Source organism: Flavobacterium humidisoli (genome assembly GCF_023272795.1).
Lineage (GTDB): Bacteria > Bacteroidota > Bacteroidia > Flavobacteriales > Flavobacteriaceae > Flavobacterium > Flavobacterium humidisoli.
In genome coordinates this window covers 226602-246483 of the sequence record NZ_CP096829.1, presented here as the reverse complement: position 1 = coordinate 246483, position 19882 = coordinate 226602, and the positions used below count along the sequence as shown (strand labels likewise).

Annotated in this window: 19 protein-coding genes; 12 read left to right on the top strand and 7 right to left on the bottom strand. The window is 32.9% G+C overall.

The window, feature by feature from the left end:
- The first annotated feature begins 86 nt into the window (after positions 1 to 86).
- The 8 genes from M0M44_RS01230 (at position 87) to M0M44_RS01195 (ending at position 9772) form a co-directional block, all read left to right on the top strand.
- Entirely contained in the window at positions 87 to 1415 is a 1329-nt protein-coding gene (locus M0M44_RS01230) for a GDSL-type esterase/lipase family protein (protein ID WP_248728164.1), read from the top strand.
- 1 nt (position 1416) lies between these two features.
- On the top strand, positions 1417 to 3099 hold the full coding sequence (locus tag M0M44_RS01225) for an MBOAT family O-acyltransferase (protein WP_248728163.1): 1683 nt from the start codon (positions 1417 to 1419) through the stop codon (positions 3097 to 3099).
- Positions 3100 to 3474: 375 nt separating this feature from the next.
- Positions 3475 to 4839 carry a signal recognition particle protein gene (gene ffh, locus M0M44_RS01220; protein ID WP_095929402.1) on the top strand — a complete coding sequence of 455 codons (1365 nt, stop codon included), beginning with the start codon at positions 3475 to 3477 and terminating at the stop codon, positions 4837 to 4839.
- A 126-nt stretch (positions 4840 to 4965) separates the two neighbouring features.
- The gene (locus M0M44_RS01215) at positions 4966 to 5853 is read left to right on the top strand and encodes a bifunctional 5,10-methylenetetrahydrofolate dehydrogenase/5,10-methenyltetrahydrofolate cyclohydrolase (protein ID WP_248728162.1); all 888 of its coding nucleotides are present in this window, start codon (positions 4966 to 4968) and stop codon (positions 5851 to 5853) included.
- Positions 5854 to 6181: 328 nt separating this feature from the next.
- Entirely contained in the window at positions 6182 to 7108 is a 927-nt protein-coding gene (locus M0M44_RS01210; RefSeq protein ID WP_121360189.1) for a magnesium transporter CorA family protein, read from the top strand.
- Between the two features lie 305 nt (positions 7109 to 7413).
- Positions 7414 to 8028: a hypothetical protein gene (locus M0M44_RS01205; RefSeq protein WP_095929405.1), complete on the top strand. Its 615-nt coding sequence runs from the start codon at positions 7414 to 7416 to the stop codon at positions 8026 to 8028.
- 4 nt (positions 8029 to 8032) lie between these two features.
- Positions 8033 to 8323 carry a winged helix-turn-helix domain-containing protein gene (locus M0M44_RS01200; protein ID WP_198858408.1) on the top strand — a complete coding sequence of 97 codons (291 nt, stop codon included), beginning with the start codon at positions 8033 to 8035 and terminating at the stop codon, positions 8321 to 8323.
- A 60-nt stretch (positions 8324 to 8383) separates the two neighbouring features.
- Positions 8384 to 9772, top strand: coding sequence for a DUF4153 domain-containing protein (locus M0M44_RS01195; protein ID WP_248728161.1), 1389 nt, complete (start codon positions 8384 to 8386; stop codon positions 9770 to 9772).
- Between the two features lie 38 nt (positions 9773 to 9810).
- Here M0M44_RS01195 and rluF read toward each other — a convergent pair whose 3' ends face one another.
- From rluF to M0M44_RS01180, 3 genes are all read right to left on the bottom strand, one after another.
- Positions 9811 to 10644, bottom strand: coding sequence for a 23S rRNA pseudouridine(2604) synthase RluF (rluF, locus tag M0M44_RS01190; RefSeq protein WP_248728160.1), 834 nt, complete (start codon positions 10642 to 10644; stop codon positions 9811 to 9813).
- Positions 10645 to 10787: 143 nt separating this feature from the next.
- Positions 10788 to 11135, bottom strand: coding sequence for an antibiotic biosynthesis monooxygenase family protein (locus M0M44_RS01185; RefSeq protein ID WP_248728159.1), 348 nt, complete (start codon positions 11133 to 11135; stop codon positions 10788 to 10790).
- 13 nt (positions 11136 to 11148) lie between these two features.
- Positions 11149 to 12300: a cytochrome P450 gene (locus M0M44_RS01180; protein ID WP_248728158.1), complete on the bottom strand. Its 1152-nt coding sequence runs from the start codon at positions 12298 to 12300 to the stop codon at positions 11149 to 11151.
- Between the two features lie 74 nt (positions 12301 to 12374).
- Between M0M44_RS01180 and M0M44_RS01175 the strand changes: the two genes are divergently transcribed.
- Positions 12375 to 13055 carry an ArsR/SmtB family transcription factor gene (locus tag M0M44_RS01175; protein ID WP_248728157.1) on the top strand — a complete coding sequence of 227 codons (681 nt, stop codon included), beginning with the start codon at positions 12375 to 12377 and terminating at the stop codon, positions 13053 to 13055.
- A 58-nt stretch (positions 13056 to 13113) separates the two neighbouring features.
- Here M0M44_RS01175 and M0M44_RS01170 read toward each other — a convergent pair whose 3' ends face one another.
- From M0M44_RS01170 to M0M44_RS01160, 3 genes are all read right to left on the bottom strand, one after another.
- Positions 13114 to 13974, bottom strand: coding sequence for an alpha/beta fold hydrolase (locus M0M44_RS01170; RefSeq protein ID WP_248728156.1), 861 nt, complete (start codon positions 13972 to 13974; stop codon positions 13114 to 13116).
- A gap of 161 nt (positions 13975 to 14135) precedes the next feature.
- Positions 14136 to 14915, bottom strand: a complete 780-nt coding sequence (locus M0M44_RS01165; RefSeq protein ID WP_095929412.1) for a zinc ribbon domain-containing protein — start codon at positions 14913 to 14915, stop codon at positions 14136 to 14138.
- A gap of 3 nt (positions 14916 to 14918) precedes the next feature.
- Positions 14919 to 16013 carry a Nif3-like dinuclear metal center hexameric protein gene (locus M0M44_RS01160; RefSeq protein WP_248728155.1) on the bottom strand — a complete coding sequence of 365 codons (1095 nt, stop codon included), beginning with the start codon at positions 16011 to 16013 and terminating at the stop codon, positions 14919 to 14921.
- Between the two features lie 111 nt (positions 16014 to 16124).
- On the opposite strand from M0M44_RS01160, the gene M0M44_RS01155 reads away from it, so the two are divergent.
- The 3 genes from M0M44_RS01155 to lpxK are packed head-to-tail and all read left to right on the top strand — an operon-like array spanning position 16125 to position 17648.
- Complete coding sequence (locus tag M0M44_RS01155; protein ID WP_113676411.1) at positions 16125 to 16370, top strand: DUF2683 family protein; 246 nt, start codon at positions 16125 to 16127, stop codon at positions 16368 to 16370.
- Complete coding sequence (locus M0M44_RS01150) at positions 16352 to 16633, top strand: Txe/YoeB family addiction module toxin (RefSeq protein WP_248728154.1); 282 nt, start codon at positions 16352 to 16354, stop codon at positions 16631 to 16633. The genes M0M44_RS01155 and M0M44_RS01150 overlap by 19 nt, the downstream gene beginning before the upstream one ends.
- Positions 16634 to 16637: 4 nt before the next feature.
- Positions 16638 to 17648, top strand: coding sequence for a tetraacyldisaccharide 4'-kinase (gene lpxK, locus M0M44_RS01145; protein WP_248728153.1), 1011 nt, complete (start codon positions 16638 to 16640; stop codon positions 17646 to 17648).
- A 56-nt stretch (positions 17649 to 17704) separates the two neighbouring features.
- Here lpxK and M0M44_RS01140 read toward each other — a convergent pair whose 3' ends face one another.
- Positions 17705 to 19876, bottom strand: a complete 2172-nt coding sequence (locus tag M0M44_RS01140; RefSeq protein WP_248728152.1) for a tetratricopeptide repeat-containing hybrid sensor histidine kinase/response regulator — start codon at positions 19874 to 19876, stop codon at positions 17705 to 17707.
- Positions 19877 to 19882 lie beyond the last annotated feature (6 nt).

The following is a 19882-nucleotide window of genomic DNA, read 5'->3' as shown; positions in this document are numbered from 1 at the left end:
ACAAACTTATTTTTTTCTTTTGTTGTCTTTTTTTTGCAACAAATGAAAAAACTCCAAAAACAGATGTACATCCAACACCCAAAAGTATGATTCAAAAAGCAGATACAGCAATAATTGATGCTCCTTCTGATGGTCAAATTTATAATGCAAAAGCGTTAAGTGATTTTTTTCAGAAACTGGAAAAAAACGAAGATCAGAAGAGTCAAAAACTCAATATTGTGCATATTGGAGATTCTCACATTCAAGGTGATTTGATGACTAATGAGATCAGAAAAAAACTGCAGCAGAAATTTGGTAATGCAGGACGCGGTTTAGTATTTCCGTATCAATTAGCTAAAACAAATGGTTCTTACAATGAGCGTTTTAAATCGAACAGAACTTGGGAAAGTTATAGAAACATTCACCCAGTCAAGAATTGTCCGATTGGGTTAAGCGGAATAGGACTTTGGAGAGATTCTGGCGGATTTGTGATGGAAATGAACGTAAAAGATTTGGCTTACAAATTCAATACAATAAAAATTATTACGCCTCAAAATCAGGATATGTTTGATTTGGCAATTTCGTCTAAAATCAATTCTATTCAGACAACAGAGCCAAAAGTTATTACACATAAAATTAAAAAAGGCGAAGTGCTTGGTACAATTGCAGACAAATACAATGTTTCGATTGCAGAAATTAAAAGAGACAATCATTTAAAGTCTAATAATATCCGAGCGGGAAGAACCTTAAAAATTGCCACAAAGGAAACGAGACAAAAGACGATTTCAATGTCAGAATTTGTTCCTTTAGCAGTAAAATCAGATTCGTATTCGCACTATTACAATTCTGAAAATGCTTTGAGTCGAATTTTCTTGATTCCGAACAAAGAAGCAAAAGATTATGAGTTAAACGGAATTGTTTTAGAAAAAGACACTCCTGGAATTATTTACAGCGGAATTGGAGTAAACGGAGCTAAATATTCAGATTACAATAAATATCCGTTATTCTTTGAGCAATTAAAATCATTGCATCCCGATTTACTGGTTTTCTCTTTAGGAACAAATGAAAGCTATGATCATTTAGATGCAGAAAAATATATTCGTGAGCTAAAAGAATTTATCAGCAATATTAGAGCACAAAAAATAGATGCGCCGATCATTGTAATGACACCGCCGCCATCTTTGCTAAGAAGAAAACCAAATACGTATATTGATGATTATGCAAAACAAATTCTTAATATAGCTCAGAAAGAAAATATTGCCGTCTGGGATTTATACGATGAGTTTGGCGGAATGAGCGGAATCAGACAATTAAAAATACAAGGATTAATAGGGCCCGATTGGGTTCATTATTCAAAAAGAGGATACGAGAAACAAGGAGATTTGTTTACTCAGGCGTTTTTAAGATCATACGATAATTTTAAATCAAAGAAGTAAGTTGACAGCAATAGATAGCATTAATAATTGGTTCATTCAAAATTTTGGTGCAATTACAATAGAACAAGTTAAAAGTTGGTTCGTTTATAATGAAGACGAAAAACTTTTATTCAATACCGGTTTATTCTTAGGTTTATTTCTGGTTTTCTATTTTGTGTATGGTTTTTTACGCAAAACATTTTATTTGAGATTAACGTATGTTATTCTCTTTTCACTATTCTTTTACTATAAATCGAGCGGAATTTACTTTTTGTTGTTATTGCTCTCATCTGTTGTAGATTATGGTTTGAGCCAAATCATTTACAGAGAAAGCAGAGACAGCGTTAAGAAATTTTACTTGGTAATAAGCGTTATTTTGAACTTAGCGCTTTTAGGCTATTTTAAATACATGAACTTTTTGATTGTGACTTACAATGATATGTTTCATGGTAATTTTGCACTTCACAATGTTTTTCTTCCTGTTGGAATTTCGTTTTATACTTTCCAATCCATGAGTTATATTATTGAGATTTATAGAGAAGAAATTAAACCGACAAAAAATTACATCGAATATTTATTCTTTGTTTCGTTTTTCCCGCAATTAGTTGCTGGGCCAATTGTACGTGCAAAAGACTTTTTGCCTCAGATTTATCAAAAATTAAATCTTACCAAGCAAGATGTAAACAATGCTTTGTTTTTAATTATTGGAGGTTTAATCAAAAAAACAGTAATCTCAAATTATATATCAGTAAACTTTGTCGATCGTGTTTTTGATACGCCAATGAGTTATACTTCGTTCGAAAACTTAATGGCTTCGTACGGATATGCCATTCAGATTTACTGTGATTTCTCTGGATATTCAGACATGGCAATTGGTATTGCATTATTGCTTGGGTTTAAATTGCCAGTCAACTTTAGAACTCCATACAAATCGACTTCGATTACCGATTTTTGGAGAAGATGGCATATTTCGCTGTCGACTTGGTTAAAAGACTTTTTATACATTTCGATTGGAGGAAACCGTCAGGGATCTTTCGCAGGATATTTATTTCCTAGTTTATTCTTTTTCGGATTATTGCTTTGGGGAATGTCGTGTTATAATGAGAGTGTAATTCCGCTTATTATTGCAGGAATCAGTATTTTAATTTTCGCTTTGTCATTTTTACTTTCAAGCAAAATAAAACAAACATTAGTAACAAATTTCAATCTGTTTACCACGATGCTTTTAGGAGGTTTGTGGCACGGAGCAGGAGCACAGTTCATTGTTTGGGGAGCACTTCACGGATTAGCTTTGGCAGTTCATAAAATATTTATGGAATTTTTTCCTTCGAAGAAAGACAAAAGTCCAAATTTCTTTTGGAGATTTTTCTCAATCGTAATTACATTCCATTTTGTGGTTTTTTGTTGGATTTTCTTCCGAGCTAGAGATTTCGAAACAGCTTTGCAGGTAATTAATAATATTGGTCAATTGACATTCGAACCAGAACTTTGGAAAACAATTGTATTGGGTTATAAAAATGTTTTCGGATTGATGCTATTTGGTTATGTTTGGCATTTCTTACCAGAATCGTTCACAAACGGAATGAAATCTGTTTTCGACAAAACGCCATTATTAGTAAAAGCAATAATCTTAGGATTTGTTTATTGGATTGTTTACGCAACTGCAGTAGCCGGTTCACAGCCATTTATTTACTTCCAATTTTAATTTTAAAGTTACAAAGGTTCATAGCCGCAAAGGCACAAAGGCGCAAAGGTTTTATTCTTTGCGCTTTTTTTGTTTGCCACGAAGACGCTAAGGCACGAAGTTTTTTTCTCTCGCAGATTTACCAGATGTTGGCAGATTTTTTAAATAGAAATCATAACAATCTGCTAAATCTGCGAGAGAAAAATAATCGGGAAATTAATGCAATTGGTAACAAAAATAACTTTATGTCTTAGCATATCTTCGAGATTTTTATCTTAATTAAATCTTTTAAAGAAAAACTTTGCGCCTTTGTGTCTTTGTGGCTATGAACCTTAAAAATAAATTGCCTGAAATATCTAATTAGATTATCTTTGCACTTCATATAAAGAAAATGATATGTTTGATAATTTAAGTGATAAGTTAGATAAAGCGTTCCATATATTAAAAGGACACGGTAAAATTACAGAAGTAAACGTTGCCGATACCTTAAAAGAAGTTCGTCGTGCCTTACTTGATGCCGATGTTAACTTTAAGATTGCTAAAGATTTTACTGCAAGAGTAAAAGACAAAGCAATTGGTCAGGATGTATTAACAACATTACAGCCAGGACAATTGTTGGTTAAGTTAGTAAAAGACGAGCTGACTGAATTAATGGGTGGAGACGTTGCTGGCGTGAACCTTTCAGGGAACCCAACAGTTATTTTGATGTCAGGACTTCAAGGTTCTGGTAAAACGACTTTCTCAGGAAAATTAGCCAACTTCTTAAAAACAAAGAAAAATAAAAAACCACTTCTTGTAGCGTGTGATATCTACCGTCCAGCAGCGATTAATCAGTTGCATGTTGTAGGAGACCAAATAGGTGTTGAGGTTTACTCAGAACCAGAAAATAAAAATCCTGTAGAAATTGCTCAAAACGCAATTAAACACGCTAAAGCAAACGGCTTTAATGTTGTTATCGTCGATACAGCAGGACGTTTGGCAGTAGATCAGGAAATGATGGACGAAATTGCACGTGTACACAAAGCAATTCAGCCACAAGAAACATTGTTCGTTGTAGACTCTATGACAGGACAAGATGCTGTAAACACAGCAAAAGCTTTCAACGATATCTTAAACTTTGATGGAGTTATCTTAACGAAATTAGACGGTGATACTCGTGGTGGAGCAGCGCTTTCAATCAAATCGATTGTAAACAAACCAATCAAATTTGTCGGTACTGGAGAAAAAATGGAAGCAATTGATGTTTTCTACCCAGAACGTATGGCAGAGCGTATTTTAGGAATGGGAGACGTTGTGTCTCTTGTTGAAAGAGCTCAGGAACAATTTGACGAAGAAGAGGCAAGAAAACTTCAAAAGAAAATTGCTAAAAACGAATTTGGTTTTGACGACTTCTTAACGCAGATTCAGCAAGTAAAGAAAATGGGTAATATGAAAGACTTGGTAGGAATGATACCAGGTGCTTCAAAAGCCATGAAAGATGTTGAAATCGAAGACGACGCTTTCAAACATATCGAAGCGATTATTTATTCGATGACTCCAGGAGAAAGAAGTAAGCCAGCTATTATCGACGTAAAAAGAAAAGCCAGAATCGCAAAAGGTTCGGGAACTAAAGTCGAGCAAGTAAATCAGCTGATGAAACAGTTTGACCAAATGAGCAAGATGATGAAAATGATGCAAGGCCCAGGAGGAAAAAATCTGATGAAAATGATGGGAGGTATGAAAGGGATGCCGGGTGGTATGCCAGGAGGAATGCCGAAATAATAAAATTAAAAGTTTCAAGTTTCAGGTTTCAAATTAAGAGACTGAAATTTGAAACTTTTTTAATTCAATAAATATTAAGTTTCGCAAGTAACGTGAAACATGAAACTTTAAACTTGAAATAAAACAATGCAACTACTAGACGGTAAAAAAACATCTAACGACATCAAAAACGAAATTGCAGCCGAAGTTCAATCTATAAAAGCAGCTGGAGGAAAAGTGCCTCATTTAGCAGCAGTTTTAGTGGGAAATAACGGGGCAAGTTTAACTTACGTAGGAAGTAAAGTAAAATCATGCCAAGAGATTGGGTTTGATTCAACTTTAGTTGCTTTACCAGAAACAATTACAGAAGATGAACTTTTAGCAAAAATTAAAGAGCTAAACGAAGATGATAACCTTGATGGATACATTGTTCAGTTGCCATTGCCAAAACATATCGATGAGCAAAAAATCTTATTAGCAATCGATCCAGACAAAGACGTAGACGGATTTCATCCAACTAACTTTGGAAGAATGGCTCTTGAAATGGAAAGTTTTATTCCAGCAACACCATTTGGTATTATGGAATTGCTAGAGCGTTACAAAGTAGAAACTGCAGGAAAACATACAGTCGTAATTGGAAGAAGCCATATCGTAGGACGTCCTATGAGTATTTTAATGAGCCGCAAAGGAAATCCAGGTGATTCTACAGTTACGTTAACTCACAGCCGTACAAAAGACTTAGCCGAATTCACTAAAAACGCTGATATCATTATTACAGCTTTAGGTGTTCCAGAATTTTTAAAAGCCGATATGGTAAAAGAAGGAGTAACAGTTATTGATGTTGGAATTACACGCGTAGAAGATGCTTCAAACGCAAAAGGATACGTTATCAAAGGAGATGTTGATTTTGACGGCGTAAGCAAAAAAGCGTCGTTTATTACGCCAGTTCCAGGTGGAGTAGGACCAATGACAATTGCTATGTTACTTAAAAATACGCTATTAGCAAGAAAAATGAGAAGCGCAAAAAATAAATAATTTTGTTTCAAAATAATACAGAGCCTGTTCAATTGAACAGGCTTTTTTTTTGTGCTAAACTTTCTAACACTATAGCGATGTGAATGGATACAAATAAATGCCTTTTCTAAAACTAGCATTTCTATGGTTCTATGTGTTTAAAAACCACTCAAAACAGCACTTTAATATATAATTAATACTTTAAAGTTTTGGTTCTTAAAAATAAAGGATACTTTTGCACCACTTAAAAAACACTTCTCCAAATGGACGATTATTATTATTCGTTAGTATTTAATTAAAGCAGCTTTTGAAAATTTCAAAATGCTGCGCTAAAAACCTGTATTTTGAAATGAAAGCCTTTTACACAAACAACAACGGATTGGTAGAAATCCAAAAATGGACTTCAAATTGCTGGATTCATATCGAATCTCCAACAGAATCAGATAAAAACTATTTATTAGAAGAACTTCAAATTCCTGAAGCTTTTTACAATGATATCGAGGATATCGACGAAAGACCCCGTATCGAAATCGAAGACGGCTGGACGCTTATCATTATGCGTATTCCAGTTAAAAGTGGCGATATCAAAATTCCTTTTCATACCGTTCCTCTCGGAATCATTTTTAAAGATGATATCTGTGTGACCATCAGTTTTTATAAAACAGAAATTATTGCCGATTTTGTATCGTATTCACAACGTAAAAACATCGAAATTGAAGATAATTTCAATCTTGTGCTGAGATTGCTTTTGTCATCAAGCGTTTGGTATTTGAAATATCTGAAACAAATCAATCACAAAATAAAACTTGCCGAGGATAACTTAGAGAAATCGATCAAAAATGAAGAATTGCAAGCCTTGCTTCAAATCGAAAAATGTTTTGTATTCTTTATCACTTCATTAAAAGCAAACGACGTTTTATTTCAAAGAATTAAAAATTTAAAAGCGCACAAAGCCAATTACGACCCAGAATTATTAGAAGATGTCGAAATCGAATTAAATCAGGCGCAAGATACAGCCAATATTTACAACAACATCTTAACAGGAATGATGGATGCATACGCTTCTGTAATTTCAAACAATATGAATACAATCATGAAGCAGATGACTTCCATTTCGATCATCTTAATGATTCCAACCCTAATTGCCAGTTTGTACGGAATGAATGTGCCAAACGGATTAGAAGAAAGCAAATACGGAATCTGGATTCTGCTTTTAGTTTCTATAATTCTATCTACTTTCGGAGTTCTTCTATTCAAAAGAAGAAGATGGTTTTAATTTAAAATTCAAAATACTAAAAGCCTGTTCGTTAAGAATGGGCTTTTTCGTTTTTATAATTTGGGCGTGACCGTACCGAGATAAAAAGGCAAACATACTTTGCGCATATACGCCTTTTTATCTCGTTACGGTCGGGCTATCCGCGCTACTTCGGTAGCTAGCTTCTATCCCTCACGCAGCTTTGCGAACAATAGACGTAATAGGTTTTTAAAACCTGTTAGGTCTTGTCAAAATAAAAAAAAAAACATTTTTTCGCTTGCTAATTCAAAATAAATAATAACTTTGTATTGCAAAGTACTTTAATTATGAATCAAAAGCACCAAGAAGATTTAGCACATATTCGTTCCATGATGGAGCGCTCTTCAAGATTTATATCATTAAGCGGACTTTCAGGAGTTTTCGCTGGTCTTTCGGCTTTAATTGGCGGAATCTATGTTTACCAGTTGTTCAAAGCAAACGGAATGGATTATCTAAACGATGAACATAGATTGTATTCTACAAATCTCGTTTCAGAATTATTCTGGATCGGAATCACAATTTTAGTATTTGCATTTGCATTCGGAATCTTTTTCACCATTCGAAAAAGCCGAAAATACAATTTGCCAATCTGGACTTCAGCAACAAAAAAGATGTTGTTCAATCTAGCTGTTCCGCTTTTAGCTGGTGGAGTGTTTTGCTTGGCAATGATGTACCATGGTTATTTTGGTTTAGTGGCACCATCAACATTAATATTTTACGGATTAGCCGTTATAAACGCAGAAAAATATACATTTTCAGATATTAAATATCTAGGTTTTTCGGAACTGATTTTAGGATGTATTGCACTTTTTAATATAGGATATGGTTTGATTTTCTGGATTATCGGATTCGGAATCCTGCATATTGTATACGGATTAGTGATGTTCAAAAAATACAAATAACCCAATGGGAATTATTGATAAACTAAATAAAGATTTTGAAAGCCGTGTCAGACTGGGTATAATGTCCGTTCTGATGGTTAACGACTGGGTAGATTTTACCGAGATGAAAGCGCTTTTGAATATCACCGATGGTAATTTAGCGAGTCATTCCTCTGCACTTGAAAAAGCGGGTTATATCGAAGTAAAGAAAGAATTTGTAGGTAAAAAGCCAAAAACCTCTTATCAGGTGACTGATTTGGGGCGTGCAGCTTTTAAAGAACACTTATCATACCTTGAAAAATTAATGAAATCATAAATAACACTATTTTTTTACCTAAAAACTTTGAATTACAAAGTACTTTTGAATCTATCAATCATGAAAAAACATCAAATTATCTTAGCCTGTACAGCAGTTTTTATACTGCTTTTTTACAACCAATCTGTGGGAATCAATATTTCTGTTTTCGGTGTAGTTCTTACGCTCTTGATTAGTTATTTCTTTCAAGAGAAGTTTGTCGACAGATCACATTTAGTTCTTGTAATGACATCTATTTTGTCTTGTTTCGCCTTTGCATGGTACGGAGATGCAGCATCATTTTTTGCTTTAGCTTTATCAATACTCTTTTTACAATTCAAAACCCAAGACGGAGAACTCAAAATGATTCAGGTTTTCCCTCTAATAGTCTTAAACGGATTTACTTCTATTGGGCGAATTTTTATCTTTAAGCAATGGCTTCCAGAAAGAAAAATCCATAATGATTTTGCTAAAAAGCTAGTTGCCTTTGTTCTTATTCCAGTGATCTTCTTAGGATTGTTTTTTATTGTTTATTCTTTCGGAAGTGATCATTTTTCTTCATTATTTACAGATTATGAGTTGGATATCAATTTGCCACAATTAATTGCAATGTGCATTTTGGGCTTTTACATCTCGTTCAGTTTTTGGAATTATTGGGTTCCAGACACTTGTTATGAGTACAATCCAAAATTAAATAATGATTTTACCAATATTTCTGAAGTAAAAAATCAAAGTACTTTTTCGTTTTTAGATCTTGATTTCGAAAGAAAAAGCGGTGTAATCACTTTGTTTCTCTTAAATATCATGTTGCTAGTTTTTATCGCAACTTACAATTACGAGCAGTTTTTTGAAGCAGTAGAAAAAACAAATTTAAGTTCTGACACGCACGAACGCGTAAACGCCGTAATTTTTTCAATCTTAATGGCGGTTGGAGTAATCTTATTTTATTTTAAAGGAGGTTTTAATTTTGATGAAAAAGCTTCTTCTTTAAAAATGCTGGCTAAAGTATGGCTTGGACTAAATGTGGTTTTAATTATAAGCGCGATTATTAAAAACTCAGAGTATGTTTCTTTTTATGGTCTTACTTATAAAAGGTTAGGGGTGTATGCTTTTCTAATTTTAGCCATTATCGGATTAGTAGTCTCATTTCAAAAAATCAGCAAACAGAAAACAAATGCTTTTCTTTTCAATCAAATGCTTTGGTATTTCTACGGAACAATTCTGTTATGCAGTTATGTAAACTGGGGAAGTCTTATTACAAACTATAATATTTCTGTAAACAAAGGAGTAGAACCAGTTTTCCTTAGCGGATTAAATTTTAATGATGAAACTCGACGAGAATATTTCAAAAAGAACAATTTAGACGGAAAATATGCAGAATCAGTTAGAGAAGAAATGATTTGGAATTATCAAGATGCTAGCTTTTTATCTAAAGCTTTATACTACGAGTTTTTGGATAAAAATAAATAAAAAAGAAAATCCCATTCGTGCGAATGGGATTTTCTTTTTTATTTATTATCTCCCCTTTTTTTAAATCGAGGATCGTGTTTTGAGATAAAATTTTTTCTTCTAGTTGGAGTGGAAGCTGAAGACGAAGTTTCAACTTTAGGAAAACTCGCCTCTTCAGTTTTGCTAGAAGGCTCAATTAACTGATTTAATTCTTTTATCTCATCATCTGTTAAATCGCGATAACGCCCGACAGGAACATCCAAAGAAATATTGATAATTCTGATACGTTTAAGCGCCGTTACTTCATAACCCAAGTATTCGGCCATTCTTCTAATTTGACGGTTTAATCCCTGTGTTAAAATGATTTTAAAGGTATACTTACTGATTTGTTCTACTTTACATTTTTTGGTAACAGTATCCAAAATCGGAACACCATTTCCCATACGCTGAATAAAACGATCTGTAATTGGTCTGTCAACTGTTACCGTGTATTCTTTCTCGTGATTGTTTCTGGCACGAAGAATCTTATTTACAATATCACCATCATTGGTCATAAAAATCAGTCCTTCACTGGCCTTATCCAATCTTCCGATTGGAAAAATACGTTTTGGGTAATTAATATAGTCAACGATATTATTTTTAACCTCCAAATTAGTTGTGCATTCAATTCCAACAGGTTTGTTGAAAGCCAGATAAACCAATTTTTCGTTTTTCTCCACGATTAGTTTACCATTAATGCGTATTTCGTCATCTGGCGAAACTTTAGTTCCCATTTCAGCTACAGCGCCATTTATTGTAACGCGTCCTTCTTCGATTAATTTATCGGCTTCACGACGAGAACAATAACCCGTTTCTCCAATAAATTTATTAAGACGTTTTAAATTTTCTTCCATAGTGCAAAAGTAGCTAAAATTTAGGACTTCTTAGATTGTTAGACTTCTTAGAATTTTAGATTTTGTTAAGCAAAACTTAGAATCCTAGGAACTCAGAATCTAAAAAAACTTTGTTCCTATGAACTTTTGGATCTTTGAACCTTTTATGAGTCATGAAAAACGGAACTATCTTCTGGAGTTTCTTTTCTTTCAAACATTCCATAATCACGAACGACAGTTGCAATTCTTAAATGATAATCTTTAAAAACTTCATTTCTGCCTTTTGCTTGAGCATGACGATGAATTTCAAGATTTCGCCATTGCTGAATGCTTTCTTCATCTTTCCAAAATGATAAAGACAAAACTTTTGAAGGATCGGTAAAACTCTGAAACCTTTCTATCGAAATAAATCCTTCAATATGGTCTAATTCTGGGCGCAGACTCGCTGCTATATCCAGATATTCTTCTTTTTTTCCTTCATTCGGAATAACTTCAAAAATTACAGCTATCATATTTTTATTTTTTTTATTGTAATGAAATCCAGATTGCTTTTGGTAATCGGGCATTAATCATTGGTTCATACTGAATATTATTTTCTAAAATTTCAACGGTTTTAAGCTCATTAAATAAAAACCATAAAGCTTCAGTAGTCAAATGAATGGAGAAATGTTTTGCCAGACACATATGAGGGCCAATTCCAAAAGTTAGATTTTCAGCGTTATTATTTCTTTCAATATCAAATTTCAATTCATTTTCAAACTTCTTCGGATCTCGATTTGCCGACGCAAGAACAGCTAAAATAGGATCATTTTTTTTAATTAGACTTCCGCTAATGGGAATATCTTCCGTTGCAATTCTTCTTGTATTATGAATAGGCGGATCAAATCGCAAAGTTTCGATAATCGATTTTTCAATTTCCTGTTTACTGGAAAAAGTTTTGTTATTTAGAATCTGCAAGAGCGAATTACTCAAAATTCCTCTTCCGGCATCAAAACTCTGAATAAATAATCCAATTAAATTGCTAATGCTTATCGTTTTGATTTCGTCAAGCGAAAGAGAATTTGATTCGGAAATTTTTGGGGATAAAGATTCGAAAAAGCGTAATGAAGAAAGCTGTTTTTCTGCAATTGAAAAGATCTGTTCAGAGATTTTATTTATAGATTTCACTTGCTCTTCAGTTTTCTGCGGAAGCATTATTTTAACCAAAGATTCTATCTGGGTTGAAATAAATTCACAGTCCTTTTCTTCAAAACCAAAACTTTTCAAAACAACCAAAACTGGAAGTGTTTTGCAAACCGAATTTACCCAATCTATTTTATTTTCAACTAAATTATTCTTTATTAATTGAGAAATAATTGAATTGATATCGACAGATTTCATTTTTAAAAACAACAACATTGCGATTTCTTTTGAAATTTCATGTTGTATCCCATTTGATAATCTTGTTAGGTTATTTAAAATTTCTAACGCCGTTTTGTTCAGTTTTTGTTTATTGCCTGGATTTACATCTAGAATCTCGGCTTTAGGATTTTTCAGAATAGAAACGCAATCTTCATAAGAATATATTGCCCATATTTTATTGGTTTCATCCCAATAAACGGGATTGTTTTGTAACATGGTTTTATAGATCAAATAAGGATCGATGCTATCAGATTGAAGGAATAAAGTTGAATTCATATTGAATGTTTTTAGCAAAGTTATTTAACTTTACAAGGCGATACTTCATTCTGCGCTTAACTATGAACATCTAAATGGAAGATCAATTTATAAAAACAGCATCTTTAATTGGCGATCCTACGCGCGCCTCAATTTTGTGGACTTTAATGGACGGAAGAGCTTTTACAGCTACAGAATTGGCAGTAAGCGTCAACACATCTCCACAAAATATTAGTATGCATTTAGGGAAGCTTCTCGATGCCGATTTACTTTGTGTAGAAAAACAAGGGCGTCATAAATATTATCGATTTTCAAATAAAGAAGTCGCGTATGCGCTTGAAGCAATGGCAAGTTTAGTTCCAAAGTCTGAGGTTGCTTCAAAAAGTAAAACAGAAACTTATCCTCCAATAAAATTCTGCAGAACTTGCTATGATCATCTAGCGGGAAAAATTGGTGTGGCTTTAACGGATAGTTTATTGGAACAAAAAATAATATTAGACCAAAATAATACTTTTGAAATAAGTTCAGAAGGGGAAAAGTGGTTTTCAGATTTTGGAATTAATTTAGAAGAAGCACAAAAACAAAAACGAATTTTCTTAAAACCATGTTTAGATTGGAGCGAACGTAGAAATCATATTGCCGGTTCGGTTGGAACATTGCTTTTTAATAAAATGCTAAAAGAAGACTGGCTCAGAAAAAATGAAAATTCGCGAGCTATTACGGTTACCGGAAAAGGAGAAAAAGAGCTGTTGAAATATTTTAAAATTATTGTTTAGAATTTTAAACAATTTTGTCATCCTGAGGAACGCAGGACGACAAAATGGAAAACCTATTCTACTTTGAACCTTCCGAAAACAAAAACTCAATTACTTTCTCATACAATTGATCATCATGCATTCCGTGGCCTAAACCAGAAGTTTCAATAAACTGACTATTTTTCCAATTGCTTGCTATTTTTTGGCCTTCTTCAAAAGCTACGATTTTGTCTGTAGTATCATGAGCAATAAATCCAGGAATTGTAAATTCTGAAGCAAATTTCTGTCCCGAAAAATCTTCCAATTTAAAATTGAATCGGTCCAAGAATTTACTTTCTAAAAGAGAAAACATTTTGGTATTTAGGCTCAGCATTGAAACGTAATTGTCAATTAACGTTTTTAACTCCGAAGGAGCTCCTAAAATCACCATTTTATTGATACTTGTATTTGGAAATAAATATTGATGGTAAACGCAAGCTGCACCTCCAATAGAATGTCCGATAATAATTTCGGGCTGGTATTGTTCTACTGCTTTATTGATAAATTCAGCGTAAAGCGGCACGTTAAATTCTTTTCCGCTGCTTTGTCCGTGTGCAGGAGCGTCAAGAGCTATAATTGTGCTTCCAGATTTTTGAAGATGTGGCAACGTCTTTTTCCAGCGTGAAGAATTGCTTTCCCAACCGTGAACTAATAAAATTTTGGTTTCATTTCCTTTCCAAACATAAGTTTGAAAATGATGTTCGTTATGATGAAAAATTTCTGTTTCAGTGTTTTTTAAAATCTTAGGAAGTTTTTCTTTCTGCAATTTGCCAATTCTCGGTTGGCTGAAAAGTGCATAAGAAAGTTCAATAGCTTTTTGCGGACGCACATAACTCAAAAAATTAATGTAAGATCCAACAGATTTTAATGTAATAAAACGAATGCCTTTTTTAATTCCCAAAACTTAATTTTTTTTCTAAAGGTAAAAAATGTTTTGCCACAGATTAAAAGGATTAAAAAGATTTTATGTAGCATACGAGTAATTTAATCTGCGTTAATCCTTTTAATCTGTGGCAAAAAAATAAGTATAAAAAAAAGTCCCGATTTAATCGGGACTTGATATTAGAATTTTGCGAACAATTGTTCCATTTTTTCTTTTTCTTCTTCAGCTAACTGAGTATCAACTAAAATTCTTCCAGAGTGCTCATCAGTAATGATTTTCTTTCTTGAAGCAATTTCAACCTGAGTTTGTGGTGGAATTGTAAAGAAAGATCCAGCAGAAGCTCCTCTTTCGATAGAAACTACAGCTAATCCGTTACGAACACTGCTTCTGATTCTGTTGTAAGCAGCCAATAATCTGTCTTCGATTTGTGAAGCAAATTCAGCAGATTTCTCAGTTAAGAAAGTTTCTTCTTTCTGAGTTTCAGCCATGATAGCGTCTAATTCAGATTTTTTATGTTTTAAATGAGAGCTTTTAGCATCAAGTTTTTCTTTTAAGTTAGAAATAACTTCTTTTTTGTGCTCGATAGAAGCTTTCATTTCTTTGATTTGCTTTTCAGCCAATTGAATTTCTAATTCTTGAAATTCAACTTCTTTTGTCAAAGAATTAAATTCTCTGTTGTTACGTACTGATTCTTGTTGTTTAGTGTACTTCTTGATAACCTCTTTATGCTCCTCAATAGCAATTTTTTTTGCTTTGATTTGCTCCTCAATCACTTCAAGTTCACCTTTCAGTTTTTCTGAACGAGTGCTCAAACCTGCAACTTCATCTTCTAAATCTTCAACCTCTAAAGGAAGTTCTCCTCTAACGTTTCTGATTTCGTCAATTCTAGAGTCAATAAGCTGTAAATCGTATATTGCTCTTAACTTGTCCTCAACACTTAATTCTTTCGTATTCGTCATATTCTATAAGTACTTAACTGGATTTGTATTTTCTTCCGATAAAATGATTGCAAAATTAAGAATTTTTTTTCGAAGATAATCAACAATATAATTTTTTGTATAGCGTTCACTCTCAAAATGACCAATATCGGCCAAAAGTAGCTTGTTTTCAGCTTCATAAAACTGATGATACTTCAAATCGGCAGTCAAAAATGCATCGGCTCCAGCTTGAATAGCGTTTTTTATGGCAAAACTTCCTGAACCGCCCAAAACGGCAACTTTTTTTATTTTTTTGCCTAAAAAGGCAGAATGACGAATTCCGTCGGCAATCATTTTTTCTTTTACAGAAACAAGGAAATCTTTTTCTTCCATTTCGTTTTCCAGCTCGCCAATCATTCCTAAACCAATATTTTGGTGAGAATTCTTTAAATCGTAAATCTCATAAGCGACTTCTTCGTAAATATGATTGGCAAATAGTGCTTTTAAAATTCTGGACTGAAGATGTTTTTCAAAAACCACTTCAATTTTAATTTCTTCTCCTGTATGGAGTTTTCCTTTTTCTCCAATTACAGGATTGCTGTCTTCATTTCCTTGAAAAGTAAAAAAACCTTCCGTGTTGAAACTGCAATTGTCATAATTTCCAATTGTTCCGGCTCCAGCTGCAAACATCGCATTTCGAACTTTATCTGCATTATCAGGAACGGTAAAAGTGACTAGTTTTTGAATGAAATTTTGTTTCGGAATCAAAACCTTAGTATTTTTCAATCCTAATGCATCGCAGAAAATTTTATTTACCCCTTGAGAATGATTGTCAAGTGCAGTATGAACGGCATAAATAGCAATATCGTTTTTGATCGCTTTTAAAATAGCGCGTTCCACATAATTTTTGCCTGTAATTTTTTTAATTCCAGAAAATAATATCGGGTGAAAACAAACGACTAGATTACAGTTTTTAGCAACAGCTTCGTCGATAACACTTTCTAAGGCATCATGACAGACTAAAACTCCTGTAGATTCGGTTTCAGAATCTCCGACTAAAAGTCCGACATTGTCAAAATCTTCGGCATAAGCCAAAGGAGCCATTTCTTCAAGAGACGATATAATATTTTTGATTTTCATTTTCAGTTTTTTCCAAATTTTTGTTGGTAACAACTATCTTATACTAATGGTAATAATAGTTGATACTAAAAGTACAAATTTAGTACATTTGTAATATAAAATTTATAAGTGATGACAACTATAAAAATTAACGAACACACGAAGACAGGAAAAGCATTTATGGAAATGTTCGAAACTTTCTTTAAAGGTCTTGATGGTATTGAAATTGTTGAAACGGATAGTTATGGACAGGTTAATGAGGAGCAAAGTATTTATAGTGCCGAATTTATTGAAAAAGTTAAAAAAGCAGAAGAGAATATTAAACAAGGAAAAACGACAAGATTAAATCCAGATGATATATGGGGAAGTATTTTGTAGAATTTGACGATATTGCTCGTAAAGATTTGAAAAATCACTATAAATCAGGAAATAAAGCTACCATAAAAAAGATTGAAAAAATACTTTTAGAACTAACTGAAACCCCTTTTTTTGGAGAAGGACAACCAGAGGAGTTGAAGTATAGCCTTAATGGATATTGGTCTAGAAGAATTAATCAAAAAGATAGAATGATTTATCGTGTAGAAGAAGAGATTGTCACCGTTATTATAGTTTCTGCAATGGGTCATTACTCAGATAAATAATTCTATGAACTTACTTCGAAAAATACTTTTCCCTTTCGCTATTTTATACGGATTCATTACTTCAATCCGTAATTTTCTTTTTGATAAAGGAATTCTAAAATCAACTTCATTTGATCTGCCAGTTATTGCTGTTGGAAATTTGAGCGTGGGCGGAACCGGTAAAACACCACAAATAGAATATTTAATTCGATTGTTATCTGATAAGTATAAAGTTGCTACTTTGAGCCGCGGTTATAAAAGAAAATCGGAAGGTTTTGTTTTGGCTGATGAAAATTCAAATGCCGAAATTTTAGGTGATGAACCGTTTCAGTTTTATCAAAAATTTCCAAATGTAATGGTTGCTGTTGATGCGAATCGCACAAACGGAATTCAGCAATTACTTTCACAAAATGAAAAACCAGAAATTATTTTGCTTGATGATGCTTATCAGCACAGAAAAGTAAAAGCTGGTTTTTATATTTTACTGACTTCTTATGGCGATTTATATGCAGATGATTTTATGCTGCCAACGGGGAATTTACGTGAGAGCAGGAGCGGAGCAGAAAGAGCCAGTATAGTGGTTGTTACAAAATGCCCTAAAATTTTAACGGAAGAAGAACAGACGCAAATTAGATCAAAACTGAAATTAAATCCTAAACAGCAAGTCTTTTTTACTTTTATTGATTATGATACAGTTGTTTACGGCAAAAACGAAACAATTGCGATAAGCGAAATAAAAGCAGAGTCTAAACTTCTTTTGGCTGGAATTGCAAAACCAAGACCATTTTTTGACTACCTAAAAAATGAAAGTGATGAATGCTTGACTTTTCCAGATCATCATCATTTTTCTGATGCAGATCTAGATTCAATTCAAATCAAAGCAAATGGAAGAAAAATAATTACAACGGAGAAAGATTACGTGCGTTTAAAAGATTCGCAGTTAGTAGATCAATTGTATTATCTTCCAATAAAAAGTTCTTTCATTAATCATCAGCAAGATTTCGACGCTGCGATTTTAAAGTATTTAGAAATTTAAGTATAAAAGAAAAACTTAGAGTCTTAGTATCTTAGAAACTTAGCATCTTAAAAAAGTTAATCAAAAAACTTAGCAATAGTACTATAGAATTCGTCTGGGACAAAAGGCTTGGTAATAACATCGTCCATTCCGAACGAAAGGAGCATATCTCGGTTTTCGTCTAGCGAAATAGCTGTTAAGGCAATAATTGGAGTCGCTTTGTCAAATTCGCGAATCAATTTGGTAGCCGTCGTTCCGTTAATTCCAGGAAGATGAACATCCATTAAAATCATATCAAAGCGTTTAACTTTTAAAAGCTCGACAGCATCTTCTCCATTGTCAACAATTTCGCAAGTGATATTTTTGTTTTCCAACATTTTGCGAGTGATCATTTGATTGATCTTGTTGTCCTCAATCAATAAAATAGATTTGTTTTTCAATTGTTTGTCATTATAGGGTTTTACTTCTTCGATTACTTCCAATGGTTCATTATTGATTTTGAAGTTTAACTTGAAGGTAAATGTAGAACCTTTACCTACTTCACTTTTTAATTTTATTTCGCCTCCTAAAAGTTCTATTAATTTTTTTACAATAGTGAGGCCAAGACCTGTTCCTCCATATTTTCTGTTTACCTCTATAGAACCTTGAGAAAAGCTCTCAAAAACAGATTGAAGTTTGTCTTCTGGAATTCCGATTCCAGTGTCGACAATTTCAAAATAAACCGTTGCATTTTCTTCTTCTTGAGAATATAGTTTTGCGATAACATTTACGTGCCCGTTCTGAGTAAATTTTAATGCATTATTGATTAGATTAAGTATGATCTGAGATAATTTTGTAGGATCTCCAATTAAATTATCGGGAATAGTTTTATCTATTTCTAAATTGAAGTAGTTTTTGTTGGCGGTTGCCAATTCTTTTAATGAACTTTGAATATTAAAAAGCAATTCTTTCAAATTAAAGCTGATATTTTCAACTTCCACTTTAGTCGAATCAATTTTATTAATTTCTAAAATTTCATTGATGAAGGTGGTTAGATAGTTTCCAGAGAATTTTAAAGACTCCAAGTATTTTAGTTGTTTTTTCTTTGGCTTGTCTTCTAGAAGGATATGTGTAATTCCGTTTATTGCATTCAACGGCGTCCGGAGTTCATGGCTTACGGTTGATAAAAATTCAGATCTTGCTTTTGATGCTTTTTCTGCTTTGTTTTTGGCCAGAATCAATTCTTTATTTTTTTCTCTGAGCAGTAAATTGTTCTGGTTTCTAATGATATTGTTTTTATACAAAGCCAAACTTAAAAGAGACAAAATTGAAATTAAGGCAATGGCTAAAATACTGACTAGCTTAGAGTAACGATAAGTTTTGAGCTGAAATTTTTCTTCGCTTTCTTTCTTAATGGTATTGCTTAAAGATTGATTTTTTTTGAATTTTTGGAATTCATCCAAATCAATTTTGGCATTTTTTAGTTTTAGCATATAATTTTCCAGCTGATAATGCTCATCTAGGTAGGAATATGCCAGATCATAGTTTTTATTTTGTTTATAGTATTGGCTTATGGCTAAAACGATTTTCGATTTCTTCGAAAAATCATTGACTTTGGCATTGTAATCTAAGGCTTTATTAAAATATATAATTGCAGAATCGTTTCTTTTAAGTTGCCCTTCAATTAAACCAAGCTGATAATATGTATCTACTTTGGTTTTTATAATTGCATTGTTATCTGGTTTTTTAGTGATCGCTTTAAAAGTCTTTATTGCCGATTTAAGATCGTTATTGGTTTTAAATGCTAAAGCTTTCTGATAATTTAATATTTCTGCGTTATCATTGATGTTCAGGTTTTTAAGTAAATCTTTGGCTTTTGTGTAATAAACATTAGCTGTTTTGTAATCGCCTTTTGCGGTATTTGTTACGCCAATATAATGCAATGCCAAAACTTTTGTGCAGCTTGGTTTTAAGGTGTCAAATAAAGAAACTGTTTTGTGGAAGTTTTTTAAAGCGTCTTCAAATTTTCTCTGGTTATAATAGATTTTTCCTAGCTTAAAAGTCTGATTGGCCAAATTCTCTTTTTTGCCATTTTCTTCGCAAAAATTAATAGACTTTTCGGTGTAATAAACCGCCTGATCAAACTTTTTATTGTTAAGGTTAGAATTAGCCAGCTTGTTATAATAGGTAACACTATCCGTATTCTTTTTAGTTTGAGAATACAAAAATGAGTTAAAAAAACAAACAACAATAAAAAGATAGTATTTCATGTATGG

Bases quoted from the DNA above. Each gene is read 5' to 3' on its own strand.
- M0M44_RS01160 (WP_248728155.1), bottom strand. From the start codon at position 16,013: ATGAAAATCAAAAATATTATATCGTCTCTTGAAGAAATGGCTCCTTTG.
- rluF (WP_248728160.1), bottom strand. From the start codon at position 10,644: ATGGAAGAAAATTTAAAACGTCTTAATAAATTTATTGGAGAAACGGGT.
- M0M44_RS01210 (WP_121360189.1), top strand. From the start codon at position 6,182: ATGAAAGCCTTTTACACAAACAACAACGGATTGGTAGAAATCCAAAAA.
- lpxK (WP_248728153.1), top strand. From the start codon at position 16,638: ATGAACTTACTTCGAAAAATACTTTTCCCTTTCGCTATTTTATACGGA.
- M0M44_RS01195 (WP_248728161.1), top strand. From the start codon at position 8,384: ATGAAAAAACATCAAATTATCTTAGCCTGTACAGCAGTTTTTATACTG.
- M0M44_RS01140 (WP_248728152.1), bottom strand. From the start codon at position 19,876: ATGAAATACTATCTTTTTATTGTTGTTTGTTTTTTTAACTCATTTTTG.
- M0M44_RS01175 (WP_248728157.1), top strand. From the start codon at position 12,375: ATGGAAGATCAATTTATAAAAACAGCATCTTTAATTGGCGATCCTACG.
- M0M44_RS01150 (WP_248728154.1), top strand. From the start codon at position 16,352: ATGGGGAAGTATTTTGTAGAATTTGACGATATTGCTCGTAAAGATTTG.
- M0M44_RS01200 (WP_198858408.1), top strand. From the start codon at position 8,033: ATGGGAATTATTGATAAACTAAATAAAGATTTTGAAAGCCGTGTCAGA.
- M0M44_RS01165 (WP_095929412.1), bottom strand. From the start codon at position 14,915: ATGACGAATACGAAAGAATTAAGTGTTGAGGACAAGTTAAGAGCAATA.
- M0M44_RS01215 (WP_248728162.1), top strand. From the start codon at position 4,966: ATGCAACTACTAGACGGTAAAAAAACATCTAACGACATCAAAAACGAA.
- M0M44_RS01155 (WP_113676411.1), top strand. From the start codon at position 16,125: ATGACAACTATAAAAATTAACGAACACACGAAGACAGGAAAAGCATTT.
- M0M44_RS01205 (WP_095929405.1), top strand. From the start codon at position 7,414: ATGAATCAAAAGCACCAAGAAGATTTAGCACATATTCGTTCCATGATG.
- M0M44_RS01180 (WP_248728158.1), bottom strand. From the start codon at position 12,300: ATGAATTCAACTTTATTCCTTCAATCTGATAGCATCGATCCTTATTTG.
- ffh (WP_095929402.1), top strand. From the start codon at position 3,475: ATGTTTGATAATTTAAGTGATAAGTTAGATAAAGCGTTCCATATATTA.
- M0M44_RS01230 (WP_248728164.1), top strand. From the start codon at position 87: ATGATTCAAAAAGCAGATACAGCAATAATTGATGCTCCTTCTGATGGT.
- M0M44_RS01185 (WP_248728159.1), bottom strand. From the start codon at position 11,135: ATGATAGCTGTAATTTTTGAAGTTATTCCGAATGAAGGAAAAAAAGAA.